At 68.4% G+C, this 17639-nt stretch carries 17 protein-coding genes; 9 read left to right on the top strand and 8 right to left on the bottom strand.

Annotated features, from left to right (window positions below; all coding sequences use genetic code 11):
* The first annotated feature begins 19 nt into the window (after nucleotides 1-19).
* Genes AC5RTS_RS03430 through AC5RTS_RS03420 form a run of 3 tightly spaced genes read left to right on the top strand, consistent with a single transcriptional unit; the run spans nucleotide 20 to nucleotide 2608 of the window.
* Entirely contained in the window at nucleotides 20-793 is a 774-nt protein-coding gene (locus tag AC5RTS_RS03430) for an SDR family oxidoreductase (RefSeq protein WP_493990669.1), read from the top strand.
* A gap of 46 nt (nucleotides 794-839) precedes the next feature.
* Nucleotides 840-1697 carry an enoyl-CoA hydratase/isomerase family protein gene (locus AC5RTS_RS03425; RefSeq protein ID WP_493990668.1) on the top strand — a complete coding sequence of 286 codons (858 nt, stop codon included), beginning with the start codon at nucleotides 840-842 and terminating at the stop codon, nucleotides 1695-1697.
* On the top strand, nucleotides 1694-2608 hold the full coding sequence (locus AC5RTS_RS03420) for a 3-hydroxyacyl-CoA dehydrogenase family protein (protein ID WP_493990667.1): 915 nt from the start codon (nucleotides 1694-1696) through the stop codon (nucleotides 2606-2608). Before AC5RTS_RS03425 ends, AC5RTS_RS03420 begins: the two co-directional genes overlap by 4 nt.
* Before the next feature lie 76 nt (nucleotides 2609-2684).
* Here the strand turns inward: AC5RTS_RS03420 and AC5RTS_RS03415 are convergent, their stop codons facing one another.
* From AC5RTS_RS03415 to AC5RTS_RS03405, 3 genes are read right to left on the bottom strand one after another with little or no spacing between them, the layout of a single operon-like run.
* Nucleotides 2685-3872, bottom strand: coding sequence for an acyl-CoA dehydrogenase family protein (locus AC5RTS_RS03415; RefSeq protein ID WP_493990666.1), 1188 nt, complete (start codon nucleotides 3870-3872; stop codon nucleotides 2685-2687).
* A gap of 36 nt (nucleotides 3873-3908) precedes the next feature.
* A complete protein-coding gene (locus AC5RTS_RS03410) occupies nucleotides 3909-4346 on the bottom strand; it encodes an acyl-CoA thioesterase (protein ID WP_493990665.1) in 438 nt (145 codons plus the stop codon).
* A 2-nt stretch (nucleotides 4347-4348) separates the two neighbouring features.
* Nucleotides 4349-5116: an enoyl-CoA hydratase/isomerase family protein gene (locus AC5RTS_RS03405; RefSeq protein WP_493990664.1), complete on the bottom strand. Its 768-nt coding sequence runs from the start codon at nucleotides 5114-5116 to the stop codon at nucleotides 4349-4351.
* A 124-nt stretch (nucleotides 5117-5240) separates the two neighbouring features.
* Here AC5RTS_RS03405 and AC5RTS_RS03400 point away from each other — a divergent pair, with 124 nt between their 5' ends.
* A complete protein-coding gene (locus AC5RTS_RS03400; protein ID WP_493990663.1) occupies nucleotides 5241-6368 on the top strand; it encodes an NAD(P)/FAD-dependent oxidoreductase in 1128 nt (375 codons plus the stop codon).
* Here AC5RTS_RS03400 and AC5RTS_RS03395 read toward each other — a convergent pair.
* Nucleotides 6361-7575 carry an ROK family transcriptional regulator gene (locus tag AC5RTS_RS03395; protein WP_493990662.1) on the bottom strand — a complete coding sequence of 405 codons (1215 nt, stop codon included), beginning with the start codon at nucleotides 7573-7575 and terminating at the stop codon, nucleotides 6361-6363. The two genes, AC5RTS_RS03400 and AC5RTS_RS03395, sit on opposite strands and share 8 nt — an antisense overlap.
* Nucleotides 7576-7806: 231 nt before the next feature.
* Here AC5RTS_RS03395 and xylA point away from each other — a divergent pair, with 231 nt between their 5' ends.
* The 5 genes from xylA (at nucleotide 7807) to AC5RTS_RS03370 (ending at nucleotide 12407) form a co-directional block, all read left to right on the top strand.
* Nucleotides 7807-8988, top strand: coding sequence for a xylose isomerase (gene xylA, locus AC5RTS_RS03390; RefSeq protein WP_493990661.1), 1182 nt, complete (start codon nucleotides 7807-7809; stop codon nucleotides 8986-8988).
* Nucleotides 8989-9107: 119 nt separating this feature from the next.
* A complete protein-coding gene (locus tag AC5RTS_RS03385) occupies nucleotides 9108-10532 on the top strand; it encodes a xylulokinase (protein WP_493990660.1) in 1425 nt (474 codons plus the stop codon).
* A 10-nt stretch (nucleotides 10533-10542) separates the two neighbouring features.
* Nucleotides 10543-11460 carry an aldose-1-epimerase gene (locus AC5RTS_RS03380; protein WP_493990659.1) on the top strand — a complete coding sequence of 306 codons (918 nt, stop codon included), beginning with the start codon at nucleotides 10543-10545 and terminating at the stop codon, nucleotides 11458-11460.
* 47 nt (nucleotides 11461-11507) lie between these two features.
* Nucleotides 11508-11864: a cupin domain-containing protein gene (locus AC5RTS_RS03375; protein ID WP_493990658.1), complete on the top strand. Its 357-nt coding sequence runs from the start codon at nucleotides 11508-11510 to the stop codon at nucleotides 11862-11864.
* Between the two features lie 9 nt (nucleotides 11865-11873).
* Nucleotides 11874-12407, top strand: a complete 534-nt coding sequence (locus AC5RTS_RS03370) for a GNAT family N-acetyltransferase (RefSeq protein WP_493990657.1) — start codon at nucleotides 11874-11876, stop codon at nucleotides 12405-12407.
* Between the two features lie 14 nt (nucleotides 12408-12421).
* Here AC5RTS_RS03370 and AC5RTS_RS03365 read toward each other — a convergent pair whose 3' ends face one another.
* Genes AC5RTS_RS03365 through AC5RTS_RS03350 form a run of 4 tightly spaced genes read right to left on the bottom strand, consistent with a single transcriptional unit; the run spans nucleotide 12422 to nucleotide 17625 of the window.
* On the bottom strand, nucleotides 12422-13456 hold the full coding sequence (locus tag AC5RTS_RS03365; RefSeq protein WP_493990656.1) for an acetylxylan esterase: 1035 nt from the start codon (nucleotides 13454-13456) through the stop codon (nucleotides 12422-12424).
* A 40-nt stretch (nucleotides 13457-13496) separates the two neighbouring features.
* A complete protein-coding gene (locus AC5RTS_RS03360) occupies nucleotides 13497-15854 on the bottom strand; it encodes a beta-xylosidase/alpha-l-arabinosidase (RefSeq protein WP_493990655.1) in 2358 nt (785 codons plus the stop codon).
* A 2-nt stretch (nucleotides 15855-15856) separates the two neighbouring features.
* Nucleotides 15857-16675, bottom strand: coding sequence for a carbohydrate ABC transporter permease (locus AC5RTS_RS03355; protein ID WP_493990654.1), 819 nt, complete (start codon nucleotides 16673-16675; stop codon nucleotides 15857-15859).
* Nucleotides 16675-17625 (bottom strand): carbohydrate ABC transporter permease, encoded by a 951-nt coding sequence (locus AC5RTS_RS03350; protein WP_493990653.1) that lies wholly within the window; start codon nucleotides 17623-17625, stop codon nucleotides 16675-16677. The genes AC5RTS_RS03355 and AC5RTS_RS03350 overlap by 1 nt, the downstream gene beginning before the upstream one ends.
* Nucleotides 17626-17639: the final 14 nt, after the last annotated feature.

Genomic DNA, 17639 nt, shown 5'->3' with positions numbered 1-17639 from the left:
CCAGGACAAGGAGACCCGCATGTTCAGCACCCCCGTTTTTGCCGGGCACACCGCGCTGGTGACCGGCGGCAGCGCCGGCATCGGGCTGGCGATCGCCGGCAGGCTCGCCGGACTCGGCGCGAAGGTGGCGGTGATCGGCCGGAACCGGGACCGGTTGGACGACGCCGTCGAACAGCTCCGCTCCCACGGTGGCCAGGTGCGCGGCTACGCCGTGGACGTCCGTGACGCCGCGGAAGTGGCCGCCGTGATGGATGCCGTCACCCGTGACCTCGGCCCGGTGGGCCTGCTGGTGAACAACGCGGCCGGCAACTTCCGGGTGGATCCGCTGCAGCTCTCACCCAACGGATGGGCCGCCGTCGTGGACATAGTCCTCACCGGCACCTGGAATGTCACATCGGCGGTGGCCCGGACCGCCGTGGAAACGGGCACCGGGCTCTCCGTAGTCAGCATCGGCACCTCCGCCGCCGTCACCGGCAGCGCCAGCACCGTCCACTCGGCCAGCGCCAAGGCCGGCGTGGAAGCCATGACCAAGTCGCTGGCCAAGGCCTGGGCACCGCACGGTTTCCGGCTCAACGTCCTGACCCCGGGACTCACCGAGGGCACGGGCGGCACCACGGCCCTCTACCCGGATGACGATGCGGTGCAGGAGCATACGGGCCGGATTCCGCTGCGCCGGCTTGCCCGCCGGGAGGAAATAGCCAATGCCTGCGCCTATCTGCTCAGCGATTACGCTTCCTACATCACCGGCACCACGCTGCTGATTGACGGCGGCCGGCAGCTGGGTGACCAGTGATCCCGGCATCAGTTCCTGTTCCACCGACCCTAAGCGAGACCAGAGAATGACGTCCCTTTTTGCCGAAACCGCGTTCACCACGCTGCTGGTCACCGAGACCGAGGACCGGGTCCAGGTCCAGCTGAACCGGCCCGAGGTGCGCAACGCCATCGATGCGGCCATGGTGGAGGAACTGCACGCCGTCTGCGCCGTGCTGGAGCGCTCCCCGCGGATCCTCATCCTCTGCGGTGCCAGTGCCGCCGGCCGCGGGGTGTTCGCCTCCGGCGCCGATATTTCCCAGCTGCGGGAACGCCGCCGCGACGACGCGCTGGCCGGCATCAACTCCAGCGTTTTTGCCCGGATCGCCCAGCTTCCGCTGCCAGTGATTGCCGCCCTGGACGGTTTCGCCCTGGGCGGCGGCGCGGAACTGGCGTATGCCGCCGACTTCCGGCTGGGCACGCCGACGCTGAAGATCGGCCAGCCGGAGGTGGGGCTGGGCATCATGGCCGCCGCGGGAGCCACCTGGCGGCTGAAGGAACTGGTGGGGGAGCCGCTGGCCAAGGAACTGCTCCTGGCCGGCCGCATCCTCAACGCGGAGGAGGCCCTGCAGGCTCGCCTGGTCACCGAACTGCACGAACCCGCCGAACTGCTGCCCGCTGCCCATGCCCTCGCGGACCGCATCGCCGCGCAGGACGCCCTGGCGGTCCGCCTGACCAAGAGTGTGTTCGCCGCCCCGCGGGAAGCGCACCCGATGGTGGAGACCCTGGCCCAGGGCATCCTCTTTGAATCCGAGGCCAAGTTCGAGCGGATGCAGGCCTTCCTGGACCGCAGCGCCGCCCGGCAGGCCGCCAAGCAAGCAGCGGCCCCCGCCGCATCCAATTCCACTGCCGCATTTAATTCCACAGCACCGAAGGACGAAGCATGAGCACCGCCGAAAATCTTTCCGCCCCGATCAACCCGGCCGCCGACGGATCACCCGTCATCGCCGGCTCCGCCGTCCCCGCCACCGTCGGCGTCCTGGGCGGCGGCCGGATGGGCGCCGGCATCGCCCACGCCTTCGCCGTCGCGGGCGCGGACGTGGTGGTGGTGGAACGGGACCAGCCCGCTGCCGACGCAGCCCGTGAGCGGGTGGCAGCCGCCTTCGCCAAGAGCGTGGAACGCGGCACCACGGCCCACACGCTTGAGGAGCTGGCCGGGCGGCTGAGCGTCTCCACCGACTACGCATCCTTTGCCGGCAGCGGCCTGGTGGTGGAGGCCGTGCCGGAGGACTTCGAGCTCAAGTCCGCCGCCCTGAAAGCCGTGGAGGAACACCTGTCCGACGGCGCCTGGCTGGCCACCAACACGTCCTCGCTGTCCGTGGCTCGACTGGCAGCCGGACTGGCCCGCCCGGAACGCTTCTGCGGCCTGCACTTCTTCAACCCGGTGCCCGCCTCGCTGCTGGTGGAGGTGGTGCTGACGGATACGACGTCGGCGGAGCTGGGGGAGGCCGCCCGGGAGTGGACCGAAGCCCTGGGGAAGACCGCCGTCGTGGTCCGGGACGCACCCGGCTTCGCCTCCTCCCGGCTGGGGGTGGCCATTGCGCTGGAAGCCATGCGGATGGTCGAGGAAGGCGTGGCCTCGGCCGAGGACATCGATGCAGCAATGGTGCTGGGCTACAAACACCCCGTAGGGCCGCTGCGCACCACCGACATGGTGGGGCTGGATGTGCGGCTGGGCATCGCGGAGTACCTGCACGAGACCCTGGGCGAGCGTTTCGCGCCGCCGCAGATCCTGCGGGACAAGGTGGCCCGCGGCGAACTGGGCCGCAAGAGCGGGCAGGGCTTCTTCAGCTACTGATCAAGACCAGACAACAAGGAAGGGCCGGGGCGCCATGCCCCGGCCCTTCCTTGTTGTTCGTTGGTCTCTCGCGGCTTTACTCGCCCTTGAGCGCGTTGATGCCGGTGATTTCGCGGCCGATCAGCAGGGACTGGATGGAGTCCGTTCCTTCATAGGTGTAAACCACCTCCATGTCCGTCATGTGCCGGGCCACCTGGTACTCCAGCAGCAGGCCGTTGCCGCCGAGCATGTCGCGGGCTTCGGAGCAGATCCAGCGGGCCTTTTTCGCGGTGTGCATCTTGGCCATGGAGGACATGGGACCGGTGAGCTTGCCGGCCTCCTGCAGGTTGGTGATGCGGAAACAGATCAGCTGCATGGCGGTCAGCTCGGCCAGCATGTTTGCCAGCTTGTTCTGCACCAGCTGGAACCCGGCAATCTGCTTGCCGAACTGCTTGCGCTGCAGCGAGTAGGCCAGGGCCGCTTCATAGGCAGCCATGGCATGGCCCAGCGCTTCCCAGGAGGCGTTGCCGCGGGTGGCCATCAGCACCCGGCTGACATCCCGGAAGCCCTTGGAATCCACCAGCACGTTCTCGGCCGGGATGCGCAGGTTGGTGATGGTGATGTCCGGCTGCAGGATGGCCCGCTTGCCCACCTTTCCGGTGATGACCTCCGCCTGGTATCCCTGCGGATACGTGCCGTCGGCGTTCTTCTCCATCACGAAGCCCTTGACCTTGCCGTCGGCTTCATCCCGCGCCCAGATCACGACGACGTCGGCGAAGCTGGCATTGCCGATCCACCGTTTTTTGCCGTTGAGGATGTAGGAATCCCCGTCACGACGGGCCGAGGTTTCCAGCCCCACCGAATCCGAGCCGTGGTCCGGTTCGGTCAGGGCGAAGGAGCCAATGGCATCCAGGTTAGCCATGCGCGGCAGCCACCGGTTTTTCTGTTCCTCGCTGCCCAGCAGGTTGATGGAGCCCATGGTCAGGCCGGACTGCACACTCAGGAAGGTGTTGACGCTGCCGTCCACGCGGGACATCTCCATGGAGACCAGGGCGGAGGAGAGCCGGTCCATGCCCGGGCAGCCGTAGCCCTCAATGGTGGTGCCCACTACGCCCAGGCCGGCAAGCTTGGGGACCAGCTCAAAGGGGAACTCGGCGCGGTCCCAGTAGTCGTTGATGATCGGTGCCACCTGCTCGTTCGCAAAGGTGCGCACGCGCAGCTGCACCTCCCGCTGCTCAGCGGTCAGGGATTCCTCGAGGAGGTAAAAATCGGTTGCGTCGGTCATTGCTTCTCCGTAGTTCTGCCGGGGCGGGCCGGGTGGTTATCGTGGGGGTTCGGTGGGGGAAAGGTAGCGGGACAGGTACTCCGTTTCGGCCGGCTGCAGCGCGCGCGAGGTTCCGGCCGCCGGGTCCAGAGGCACCTGAACGGTGCTGCCGGTGAAACAGACATCACCGGTCTGCAGGGCCCGGTAGGCAATGGTGAAGGACCGCGATCCGATCCGGCTGATCCACAGCTGCATCTCCAACTGCTGTGCGTATTCCACCGGGCGCCGGTACTCCACGTTCAGGGCTGCCACCACCTTGGGATCGCTGAAGCTCTCGACGCCGGCGGAAGCTGCCTCCCGGTTCAGCCAGAGGATGCGTGCCTCTTCCATCAGGGTCACAATCCGGGCGTTGTTCACATGCCCGTTCAGATCCTGGTCCGACCAGCGCAGCGGCAGGATGCAGGTGAACATGCCGGGTTCCATGGGGGTGCCCATTATCAGCGTCCGGTGAAGCCGGGGGAGCGGCGCTCGCGGAAGGCAGCCTTGCCCTCGGCGAAGTCCGAGGTGAAAAACAGTCTCGGCTGATGCTCGGCTTCCACTTCCAGGGCGTCCTCCAACGTGGGCGTTCCGTTCGCCAGCGCGGCCTTTAGGGCGGCGATGGCCAGCGGTGCCTGCCCGGCCGCAACGTTGGCCTGCGCCAGGGCTGCCGCAGGAAGGTCAGCGGCGGGGTGGATGGCGTCGGCCAGTCCGGCGGCCAGGCAGGCGTCTGCGTCCAGGGTGGCGGCTTCGAGCAGGATCTGGCGTGCTCGGGAGGTGCCTGCCCGCTGCGCCACGGTGGCCAGCAGCCCGCCGTCCGGCACCAGGCCCAGGCGGGTGAACGGGAAAAGCAGCCGCCCATCCGCAGCCATCAGGACATAGTCGCAGGCCAGGGCCAGGCCGGCGCCCATGCCTGCCGCCGCTCCCTCCACCACGGCAATGGTGGGTGTGGGGAAGCCGGCCAGCAGCCGGATCATTTCCCCGACGCCCCGGAGCCGCCGGGTGGCGGTGGCCGGATCTTCGGGCGGCATGGCGGTGAGATCGCCGCCGGCGCAGAAACTGCCCTGCTCCCCGCGCAGCAGTACCGCGCGCACCTGCGGGTCGCCCGCGGCGGCCCTCAGGGCAGCGGTGAGCTCCTCACACATGGCAGTGCCCATGGCGTTGCGCTTGGCAGGGTCATTGAGGGTCAGCGTCAGCACGCGATCCTGCCGGTCGGCTTTGATGAGCAACTGCGTCTCCTGTTTTATTTAAACCGGATGTGTCCGCTGCCACTCTTTCAAACGCGATTATAAATATCCAATACTTATTACCTATCCCATTTATAGGAAGAACAGCTTAGTTAGGGGAGTATTCATGCACTCACCGGTCCCCGTTAAGCGTGTGGCGGTCCTGGGCGGAGGCATCCTGGGGGTCTCAACCGCGGTGCACCTGCTCCGGGAGGGTGCCTCGGTGGTGCTGGTGACGGAAGCCGGCGTGGCCAGCGGCGCCTCCGGGCGGTCCCTGGCCTGGCTGAATTCCGCCGCTTCCCGGCCCGAGGCGTATCACCGGCTCCGGATGGCCGGCATCGACCGGTACCGGACCTTGCTGGCGCAGCATCCCGCGATTGACTGGCTGGGATTCGGTGGCGGCATTTACTGGTCCGAACCCGGAAGCGAGGATGCCGTTCGGGAGCGGCATACCGCCGAGGCGGAGCACGGCTATGCTTCCCGGCTGCTCCGCGGGGAGGAGGTGGGCGAAGCATTGGCGGGGATTGATCCCGCGGTGGACCCGGCGTCGGTGACCGGTCCGGCGGTGTCCAACCCCGGGGAGGGCTGGGTCAGCCTGCCGCACCTGATAGAGCACTTGCTCGTTGAGTTCCGGGACCTCGGCGGCGAGCTGCAGGAGCACGCAGGCAAGGCCGCCGTCGCCGTCAATAAAGGCCGGGCCGTCGGGCTGCGGCTGCCTGCCGGGGGTACCGTGCGCGCGGATGCGGTGCTGGTGGCCGCCGGCGCCGATACTCCGGCCGTGGTCCGGGAGCTGGGCATTGATCTGCCCGATGCCTCGGACCTGGCCATGCTGCTGATCACCGAACCCGCCGGCATCGCCCTGTCGGCAGTGCTGAACACGCCCAGGGTCTCGGTGCGTCCGCACCCCGGCAACCGCCTGGCCATGGACCACACCTGGTATCTGGACCGCATTACCCGGGACGCCTCCGGTGCCTACGGCATTGATCCGGTCACCGTACGGGAACTGGCCGGCGAGGCTGCCCGGGTTCTGGCCGGGCACCCGGAGCTGCGTCCGGCGGAGTACCTGATCGGCCGGAAACCGGTCCCCGGCGACGGACTCCCGGTCCTGGGTGAGGCTGCACCCGGCTGCTTTGTGGCGTTCACCCATTCCGGCGCCACCCTGGGTCTGATCGCCGGCGAGCTGCTGGCGCAGGAGATGCTCACCGGGCGCCGGCATCCGATGCTCGCGGAGTTCCGCGCGGAACGGTTCAGCTAGCCTCGGTGGCGGCTGCTGTCCCGTGCGAGGGGGCAGCCAGCAGCGGCGCGAACGCCAGTTCGGCCGCACCCACCAGCAGCAGCTCAGAGCGCAGTTCGGCCCGGCGCAGGGTCACCCGCTTGCCCAGGCCGGCAATGGCCTCCGCGGCCACGGCATCGGCGAGGCGCTCCGGTGCACAGGAAAACAGGGTGCCCAGGAAGCCGCCCAGCACCACGGTTTCGGGGTTGAAGATGTTTACGAAGTTCGTCAGTGCCACGGCCAGGCAATCAAGCTGCCGGTCCACTTCGGCCTGCAGGGCAGGGCTGCGGGGGGCGGCCATCCCGGCGTCAAGCACGTCCTGGTCTGCGCGCTGGAGACCCAGCACGTCCAGCAGCCGGGCCAGGCTCACTTCGGTTTCCAGGCAGCCGCGGCGGCCGCAGTGGCACCGGGTGCCGTCTGTGCGCACCAGGGTGTGGCCCAGTTCGCCGGCATAGCCGTCGGCGCCCCGCAGCGGACTGCCGGCGGCCATGATCCCGCCGCCGATGCCGCTGGCACTGCCGTTCAGGTACACGGTATCCCCGGCGTCGGCGGCAGCGCCGAAGAGGCTTTCCGCCAGGGATCCGAGGGTGGCGTCGTTGCCGGCAGCCACCGGCAGGTCCAGGGCTTCGGCCAGCGGTGCCGCCAGCGGCTCGTGCCGCCAGCCCAGATGCGGAGCGAGCAGCACCAGTCCGTCGGAGGTGCGGGTGAGCCCGGGGACTGCCACCCCCACGCCGGCAATCCGGTCCATGGCGGCCAGATCGGTGGACATGCCGGCCAGGACGGCACGGGTGATGGTGACGGTGTCGGCGACACTTGGCACCGCCGCTGTGTCGTGCCGGACCCTGCGGTGCACCCGACCGCCCAGGCCCACGAGGCCCACCGTCACGGCGTCCACATCCGGGTGGACCACCACTGCCGACACCTGCCCGTTCGGGTGGACCAACGGGCTGGGCCGTCCCACCCGGCCGGCGGGGGAATCGGTTTCGTAGGCCAGTCCCATGGCCGTGAGCTCCGCGGCCAGGGCGCCGACGGTGGACCGGTTGAAGCCGGTCAGCCGGGTTAGCTCCGCCCGGGAGAGCGGGCCGCGGCGGTGCAACAGGGTCAGTACCCGGGAGAGGTTGGCGGTCCGCAGGCTGTCGGAGCCGCCGCCTGCCGGCGCCGGTTGTGTGCCGCCGTTGCTACCGTCCATCGCCGTACCTTCCCCGAATTCCGTTGCGTCAGGCTCCAGAGTACCCGTCCCGGACGCGAATTAGTTGGACGGGAAAACAAATCGCGCTGTGGCCGGGCAATGCTTTCGTCTGGTACGACAACGGGGGTCAAGGCCAGTGGTGTTCCGGGTTCGGCAAACCATTGACAGGGGTTGTTGCGGCCAATATGTTGTGGCTACCAACTAATCCTGTGATCTGGAGCTAACGTGACAATGACGCCATCGCCTTCCGACCGGTTTACCTTCGGCCTCTGGACCATCGGCTGGACCGGAACCGACCCTTTCGGCATCCCCACCCGTGCCAATCTGGACCCCGTCGAGGGCATGCATAAGCTCGCCGAACTCGGCGCGTACGGGGTGACCTTCCACGACAATGACCTGGTTCCCTTTGACGCAACGCCGCAGGAACGGGACCTGATCCTGAAGAACTTCACCAACGCCCTGGCCGAGACCGGGCTCAAGGCGCCCATGGTGACTACCAACCTGTTCACCCACCCGGTCTTCAAGGACGGCGGCTTCACCTCCAACGACCGCTCGGTCCGCCGCTTCGCGCTGCGCAAGGTGCTGCGCAACATTGACCTTGCCGCCGAGCTCGGTGCGGAGACCTTCGTGATGTGGGGCGGCCGCGAGGGAAGCGAGTACGACGGCTCCAAGGACTTCGCCGCGGCCTTCGAACGGATGAAGGAAGGCGTGGACACGGTTGCCGGCTACGTCAAGGACAAGGGCTACGGCCTGCGCCTGGCGATCGAACCGAAGCCCAACGAGCCGCGCGGCGACATTTTCCTGCCCACCATCGGCCATGCCCTGGCATTCATTTCCCAGCTGGAGCACGGCGACATTGTGGGCCTGAACCCGGAAACCGGGCACGAGCAGATGGCCGGGCTGAACTTCACCCACGGCATCGCCCAGGCACTGTGGTCCGGGAAGCTGTTCCACATTGACCTCAACGGCCAGAAGTCCATCAAGTTCGACCAGGACCTGGTCTTTGGCCACGGCGACCTCACCAGCGCCTTCTTCACCGTGGATCTGCTGGAGAACGGTTTCCCCAACGGCGGCCCGCGCTACGAGGGCCCGCGGCACTTTGACTACAAGCCGTCCCGAACCGAGGGATACCCCGGCGTGTGGGAATCGGCCAAGGCCAACATGGACATGTACCTGCTGCTTAAGGAACGGGCCGCAGCCTTCCGTGCCGATTCCGAGGTGCAGGAAGCCATGGCCTACGCCGGCATCGGTGAATTGGCCGAACCCACGCTCGCCGCCGGGGAAACCGTCAGTGATGTCCTTGCCGACGCCGCCTCCTTTGAAACCTTCGACGCCGCTGCTGCCGCTGAGCGGGACTTCGGTTTCGTGAAGCTGAACCAGCTGGCACTGGAACACCTGATGGGTGCCCGCTAGGCTGCCTCAACCAGCCAGCACACCGACACCAAAGAGCACCGAATACGGCTGCCGCCCGGTCTGTGACGGACCGGGCGGCAGCACCTGTTGAAAGGCACCCTCGTTTGAAAGGCTCCGCCATGTCCCTTGTCGCCGGAATCGACAGTTCCACCCAGTCCTGCAAGGTTGTTATCCGCGACGCCGGCACCGGTGCGCTGCTGCGCGAGGGGACGGCCCGCCATCCCGGCGGCACCGAGGTGGACCCGGAAGCCTGGTGGGCCGCGCTGCAGCAGGCCGTGGCCGCAGCCGGCGGGCTCGAGGATGTTGCCGCCGTCTCCGTGGGCGGGCAGCAGCACGGCATGGTCTGCCTGGACGAGACCGGCGCCGTCGTCCGCCCGGCGCTGCTGTGGAATGACGTGCGTTCGGCTGCCGCCGCGGAGAAAATGGTGGCCGACGCCGGCCCGGACGGGGCGCGTTACTGGGCCGAGCGCACGGGGTCGGTGCCGGTGGCCTCGTTCACTGCGACGAAACTGCGCTGGCTGGCGGAAAACGAGCCGGAAAACGCCGCCCGCACCGCTGCCGTCTGCCTCCCGCATGACTGGCTGAGCTGGCGCCTGGCCGGGTACGGGCCAGGCAGCGGCGCGGACGGGCTGGCCGCCCTGACCACCGACCGGTCCGACGCCTCCGGCACCGGATACTGGTCTCCATCCACCGGGAAGTACCTCCCGGAGATCCTGGAACAGACCCTGGGCCATGTGCCGCAGCTGCCCCGGGTCCTGGAGCCCCTTGAGGCGGGTGCCCGCACACCCGCCGGCGCACTGATCGGGCCCGGTGCCGGTGACAACGCCGCAGCCGGACTGGGCGTCGCGGCCGGGGTGGGGGATGTGGTGGTCTCCATCGGCACGTCAGGCACCGTGTTCGCCGTCGCCGACGCTCCGACGTCGGACGCCACCGGACTTGTGGCAGGCTTTGCCGACGCCACCGGCCACTTCCTCCCGCTGACCGCCACCCTGAACGCCTCCCGCATCCTGGACGCCACCGCCGCCTTGCTCGGGGTGGAACTGAATGAACTGACCCGGCTGGCGCTCTCCGCCCCGGCCGGTGCCGAAGGGCTGGTCATGGTGCCCTATTTCGAGGGGGAGCGGACCCCGAACCTGCCCGATGCCACCGGCTCGCTGCACGGGATGACCCTGGCGAACTTCACCCCCGCCAACCTTGCCCGCGCCGCCGTCGAGGGGGTGGCCTGCTCACTCGCTGACGGCTTTGCCGCCCTCAGCGACACCGGGGTCACACCGCACCGCGTGATTTTGGTGGGCGGTGCTGCCCGGTCCGCGGCCATGCAGCAGGCCATCGCGGCGGTTTTCGAACTGCCGGTGAGCGTGCCCCCGCCCGGTGAATACGTGGCCGACGGCGCCGCCCGGCAGGCCGCGGCCGTCCTCAGCGGTGAGTGGCCGGCCTGGGGTGACGCGGCATCAACCACGGTGGTTAGTGCCGAGGCCGCGCCCGAAACGCTGCGGCGCTATCGGCAGGTGGCCGGACGCACCGGACTGCCTGCCACCCGATAGGCTCGATGCCATGAATACTTCGTTCGGCCCCAACGGCACCCCCGTGGAACTGTCCGCCGGCCCCTACCGCGCCACCGTTTTCCCCGTTGGCGCCACGCTGGCCAAACTCACCCGCGACGGCCGGCACGTGGTGCTGCCGCTGGCCGAGGATACCGTCCCGCACGCCTACACCGGCAAGGTCCTGATGCCCTGGCCCAACCGGATCACCGGCGGCCGCTACTCCTTTGAGGGCACCGAGTACCAGGTGCCGGTCAACGAACCCGAGACCGCGATGGCCCTGCACGGGCTGGCCTGCTGGGACGAGTGGGACGTGGCGGAGTCCGCCCAGGACCGCGTGGTGCTGCGGCACCGGCTGATGGGCCAGCCCGGGTATCCCTTCCCGCTGGAGCTGGAGGCCGTGTACGCGCTCGACGCCGCCACCGGGCTCAGCGTGGAACTGGCCGCGCGGAACGCGGGCACCTCGGCGGCGCCCTACGGCGTCTCCACGCATCCGTACCTGACCGCTGATCTGGCGCCGGTGGACCGCTGCGTCTTGGAGGTTCCTGCCACGCAGGTGCTCGGCACCGTGGAGCAGCCGGGACGGCCGCTGGACCTGTCCGAACTGCAGGATGTAGCGGGCGGTCCGCTGGAGTTCACCGCCGAAAAGCCCATCGGTGCCCGCACCGCCGATCACGCCTATGCCGGGCTGCCGGACGGCGAGTGGCAGGTGCGCCTGACCGATCCCGAAACAGGCATCGGGTCCGTGCTGTCCGCCGACGGCAAGGACGCCCCCTGGCTGCAGATCTACTCCGGCGAGCAGATGGACCGCCTGGGTGTCGCGGCCGAACCCATGACTTGCCCGCCGGATGCCTTCAACTCGGGGGAGGCCCTGATTGTGCTGGCCCCGGGCGAGGAGCACCGGCTCGGCTTCCGGATCGCCGGGATCTAAGCCGCAGCCCCTGTTGCCGGCGCGGAGATGGTCCTAGCATTCTGCGCATGGCACAGGACCCGGTTCAGACCAATCCGGACAGCTACGCAGTGGTCTTCGAGAATGAGCGGGTGCGTGTCCTGGAATACCGGGACACCCCCGGTCATGTGAGTACCCTGCACCGGCACCCGGACAGCGTCATGATTACCGCCAGCGCGTTCCGACGCCGGCTCCACGCGGCGGACGGCGCGGCGTTGGACGTGGAACTGCCTGCCGGGGCCAGCCGCTGGCTGCCGGCGCAGGAACACTACGGCGAGAACATCGGCGACACAGACACCCACGTGTTCTTCGTCGAGCTGAAGGAACCGAATCCGGGCGGAGAGATGCCGGGGGCCATGGGCCCTGCTGCCGGTCCGCAATCGTAGACTGCTCTGATGCTGACCTTGGAAACGCACCGTTTGCGCCTGCGCCCGTTCACCGTTGAGGACGCAGGCTTTGTCCTGGACGTCTATTCACCCTCGGAAGTCCAGCGTTTCATCGGCCGCAACCGCAACCTGATGCAGGACCGGTCCGAGGCACTTGCCCTCATCGAAGCATGGCATCTGCGGGACGACGGGACCTGTGGAATCTGGGCGGTGCAGGAGAAGGACTCGGGGAAGCTGTCCGGAACCTTGCTGCTGAAGCCCATCCCGGCGTCGGGCCCGGACGGGCAGCCGTCCGGGGACATTGAAATCGGCTGGCACTTCCATCCGGACAGCTGGGGAAAGGGATACGCGACGGAAGCCGCAGGCACTGTGCTGCAGCATGCCTTCGACGCCGGTTTGCCACGCGTTGTTGCGGTCACCAACCCGGCAAATACGGCCTCGATGCGGGTCTGCGAAAAGATCGGCCTGCAGCACCATGGCCAGACCGACCGGTACTACAACACTGTGTGCGAGCTGTTCACCGCTGACGCTCCGCGCGCCTAACTGCTTCTCCGGTCCTACCTGTTGCCGAGCTGTTCCTGCAGGAAGTCCAGCGCCGCCAGCTCATCCTCGATGCCGCCGCCCTCGTGCCCGTTGAACGGCCACACCTCCAGATCCTTGGGACCGGCATAGTTGTTGTACGCGGCGTAGACCGTGGAGGGCGGGGTGATCGTGTCCATCAGGCCCACGGAGAACAGCGCCGGCGCCGTGGCACGCCGGGCCAGATGGACGGCGTCGAAATAGCGCAGGGTTTCCATCACCCGGTCGGTGGATCCGCGGTGGATGGCGAGGAAGTCGCAGACTTCGCGGAAAGGGTAGGCATCCGTGACGCTCACCGCCCGCGGAATGTCTGCGAGGTACGGGACAAAGGCGACAACGGCAGCCACTTCCGGGCAGAACGCGCCCGCCGCCAGCGCCACGGCCCCTCCCTGGCTCTGCCCCAGCACGGCCACCCGGTCCGGATCCACCACACCCGCCAGGTCTGCCACCCCGGCCGCCTCTGCCGAACCACCCGCCTCAGCTGAATCCAGCGAACGCAGGGCCTGCACCGCCCGTACGGCGTCAGTAAACAGCCGACGGTAGTAGTAGGTCTCCGGATCCAGGATCCCGCGGGTCATGACACCGGGACCCTGCGGGCCGGCGCTGCCCGCACCGTCCGGTGTTGCCCCCTTGCTCCAGCCGGCGCCCTGGCCGCGGGTATCCATGTGCAGGTGCGCGAACCCGGCGGACGCCCAGAACAGGTTCTCGTGCGCGTCGCCGCGGCCGCCGCCGTACCCGGCAAACTGCACCACCCCGGGCAGCGGGCCCCCGGTGCGCAGGGCGCGCGCCGGCAGCCGCAGCCAGGCGCGGATCAGTTCACCTCCGAAGCCGGAAAAGACGACGTCGTAGAGTTCCACCGTCCGAAGTGCCGTGGGGTAGGGGGTGGCTTTCAGTGCCAGCGGGTACAACCGGGCATCGTCCAGGGTGTCTTCCCAGAACGCATCGAAGTCCTTCGGTTCACTCGTGGTGCCGCGGTACGTGGCGAGCTGGTCGACGGGCAGATCGGAGTACATCGGCGGGTCCTCGTTTTCGGTGCTCGTTCCGGTGCTGGTCTCAGGCCGGGGTTACGGCCACGGGACAATGCAGCCGCCGGGCGGAATCCACCTCCCGGACTGTTCCGATCAGGCTAACGGGCAGGGCGGCACGGATGTCGGTACTGGAGGCACCGAGTCGCAGCTCCAGGTTCCCGGGTTCAACGATCCGGCGTCCGTTCCGCCCGGTGAAGGAGGCGGCGTCAGCAGGGACGGTGAAGCTCACCCGGGCGGATTCCCCGACCCGCAGCGGCACCCGCGCAAATCCGACCAGACGCTGCACCGGCCGCACCACGGAGGCCACCGGATCATGCAGGTACAGCTGGATGACCTCCGCGCCGTCACGCTCACCGGTATTGGCCACCGTCAGCGCCACCGCCGTTTCGCCGTCGGTGCCGAACTCGGCCGGACCTTCCAGCACGGCATCGGACCAGGCGAAGGTGCTGTAGCCCAGGCCGTGGCCGAAGGCGAATGCGGGGGTGGGATCAATGCTGGAGACATCACTGGACTGTGCCAGCGGCGCGGCCAGATAGGTGGCGGGCTGGGCGCCGGGGGAGGCCGGCACACTCACCGGCAGCCGGCCGCTGGGATTGACCCGGCCGCTGAGCACCCCGGCCACGGCCGGCCCGCCCTCCTCGCCCGGGAAAAACGCCTGCACTATTGCTGCGGCGTCGGTGGCTGCCCGGCCCAGCGCATACGGGCGTCCGGTCAGCAGCACGAGGACCACCGGGGTGCCGGTGTCCAGCAGCGCGGCCAGGAAATCCTGCTGCACGCCGGGCAGCAGGAGTGATTCGGCGTCGCAGCCCTCGCCGCTGGTGCCGCGGCCAAACAGTCCTGACCGGTCGCCCAGCACAGCCACCGCAACGTCGGCGTCCCGGGCCGCTGCGAGCGCGGCGGCGAAACCGTCGGTCTCGGGCCCGTCCACGCTGCAACCCTCCGCCACGGTGATCTCGCTGTCCGGGAACTCGGTGCGCAGCGACGCGGCCACGGTGGGCAGCTCAATGCCGGCGGCCACCTCCGGGTGCTGCACCCCCACATGGGCAGGGAAGGAGTAGCAGCCCAGGAACGCCATGGGGTTATCCGCGTTGGGTCCGACGACGGCGATCCGCCCCGGCGCGGCCAGCGGCAGGATGCCGTTGTTGGCGGTCAGCACCAGCGCCTGCTCGGCGACCTCGGCGGCCAGGGCACGGTTCTGGGGCCCGTCCAGGTCTACGGACCCCTGTACGGCCGCAGCGTCGGTACCGGCTCCGGCCAGCACCGGGGGAACGGGGGACCAGTCCGGATCCAGCAGGCCGAGCTGGATCTTCTGGGTCAGGACCCGGTGCACTGCGGTGTCGATGACCGCCTCGTCCAGCCGGCCGGCGTCGAGCTCGGCCAGCAGCGGGGCGCCGAAGGCATCCACGGTGGGCAGTTCGACGTCGACTCCGGCAGTCAGCGCCGCTGCTGCCGCCTCGCCCATGGTGCCGGCCACCCGGTGCAGCTCCTTGAGGAAACCGACGCCGAAGTAGTCGGCCACCACGGTGCCCTCGAATCCCCAGGTGTCCCGCAGCAGACCGGTCAGCAGGTCCCGGTCAGCGGCGGACGGTACGCCGTCGACGTCGGTATAGGCATGCATCACCGACCGCACCCCGGATTCCCGGACGGCCATCTCAAAGGGCACCAGCAGGACGTCGTTGCGCTCGCGGACGCCGATGGACACGGGGGCGAGGTTGCGTCCGGCCTTGGACGCGGAGTAGCCCACGAAGTGTTTGAGGGTGGCGACCACACCGGCACCCTCGATTCCCCGGATGTAGGCGGAGGCGATGCTGCCCACCAGATAGGGGTCCTCGCCGATGGTTTCCTCCACCCGGCCCCAGCGGGCGTCGCGGACGACGTCGAGGACCGGGGCCAGGCCCTGATGCACACCCACCGAGCGCAGGTCCGCACCGATGGCGGCACCCACCCGGCCGATCAGGTCCGGGTTGAAGGTGGCGCCCCAGGACAACGGCACCGGATAGGCGGTGGCGCCCCAGGCGGCGAACCCGGCCAGGCATTCCTCGTGGGCCATGGCCGGGATGCCGAACCGGTTGGCGGCGGCGATCCGCTCCTGGGTGCGCATCAGGGACAGGGCCCCCATCCCGGCATCCACCGGATGGGTGCCGAACGGCCGGGTGAGCTGGCCGAGTCCGTCGGGAAGCAGGTCCTCCAACGGCACGGGTTCCTTCATGTCATGCTGGTGCGGCGCCACCTGGCCGCCCTCGCTGGAGGCACCCACCCAGACGCCGAAGAGCTGGGCCACCTTCTCGCGCCGGGTCATCTGGGCCGCCAGCAGGGAAGCACGGTCCTCGGCGGTCCGGGAGGTGTCCCGCCAGGGCAGGTAATCAACGGTTGTTTCGCTCATGTCTACTTTCCGCCCACGCCCATAAGGCCCTGGACCAGCGCTCGGCGCGCAAAGAGGTACACCAGCAGCACCGGAACCATGGAGAGCATCACTGCGGCGAGGATGCCCGGCACATTGATGCCGTACTGGGTTTGGAAGTTGAAGAGGCCCAGTGTGACCACCTTGGTGGCATCGGACTGGGTCAGGATCAGCGGCAGGAGGAACCCGTTCCAGCCCTGCAGTGCGGCAAAGACGGCGATGGTGGACAGCCCGCCCTTGGACAACGGCAGCACCAGGCGCAGGAAGGCGCGCCACGTGCTCGCCCCGTCCACGGACATCGCCTCGTAGAGCTCGGGCGTAATGTCCCGCATGGTTCCCGAGAGGATCAGCGTGCAGATGGGCAGCGCAAAGGCCGCGGTGGGCAGGATGATGCCCAGCAGCGTGTCATACAGGCCCACCGAGTTGATCAGGTAGAACATCGGCACAATCACCGCCTGGACCGGAATGGCCAGTCCGAGCAGGAAGAACCGGAAGATAAGCGTGGTGGCCCGGGACTGGCTGCGCACAATTGCGTAGGAGAGCGGCGGCACCACCAGCAGCACAATGCCCACCACCCCGGCGGTGACGAGGAAGGTGTTCAGGAAATACCTGCCGAAACCGCTGTTGAACACCTCCAGGAAGTTGTCCAGGGTCAGGCTGGTGGGCAGCGCCACTGGACCGTTTGCGCTGAAATCTGACCGGGTCTGCACGCTGGCAGCCACCATCACGTACAGCGGCAGGGCCACGATCAGGAGCCAGAGGGTTACCGCGGCGCCGGCAATGTAATTGGGGCGGGTACGCATCAGACTCCCTCCATGGTGCTGCGCATCTTGTCGTATCCGGAGAGCTTGACCATGATCAGCGAGATGGCGGTGGCCACCACCACCAGGACCAGCGCAATGGCGGAGCCCATACCGAAGTTGTAGCGGCGGAAGGCTTCCTCAAACATGTAGAAGGCGGTGATGGTGGTATCCGTGCCGGGACCGCCGTTGGTCAGGATCAGCACCGTTTCGAAGGTGGTCAGCCCGCCCACCACCATCAGGATCACGGAGGTGATCATGCTGTTGCGCAGCTGCGGCAGCGTGATGGAGAAGAACTGGCGGACCCGTCCGGCGCCGTCCACCTCGGCGGCCTGGTACAGCACCGGCGGAACGGATTTGGCCGCACCTTGGTAGATCAGCGTGTGGAACGGGGTGAACTGCCACATGCTGACAAAAATGATCACGCCGATGGCCGTGGACTGGTGGCCGAACAGGTTGCCGTCCCCGAACAGCCACCGGAACTGGGCCGGAACACCGAAGTTCGGGTCCAGCAGGGCCCGCCACAGTACGGAGATGGCGGCCGAGGAGAGCAGCAGCGGCAGAAAGAAAATGGCGCTGAGCACCGCACGGTTGCGCTGCGGGCCGGCAGCCCAGACGCCCAGCAGGATGCTCACCGGCGTCTGGGTCACCACCCCCAGCACAATGAACAGCAGGCTCAGCCACAGGCTCTTGAGCATCACCGAATCCCCGGCGAGCGTCTGCCAGTTCTCCATGCCCACAAACTTCGGTTCCCCCAGCCCCGTCCAGGTCATAAAGGACAGTACGGCGACGGCGACCAGCGGCACTGCGGCGAAGAGCAGGAAAAAGATGGTGGCCGGCAGGGTCCAGGCCACGCCCGGACGGTTGAGCCGGGCCCGGCTCCGCCGCACCGGAGACCCCTTGCCGGGGTTTTCCGGTGCGGACGGAGGCCGGGGCGGAAGCAGAGTAGTCATGGTTCGGCCTTCGC

It is taken from the genome of Arthrobacter sp. MDT1-49-2 (assembly GCF_059090185.1).
This window is presented reverse-complemented; position numbering and strand designations above follow the sequence as displayed.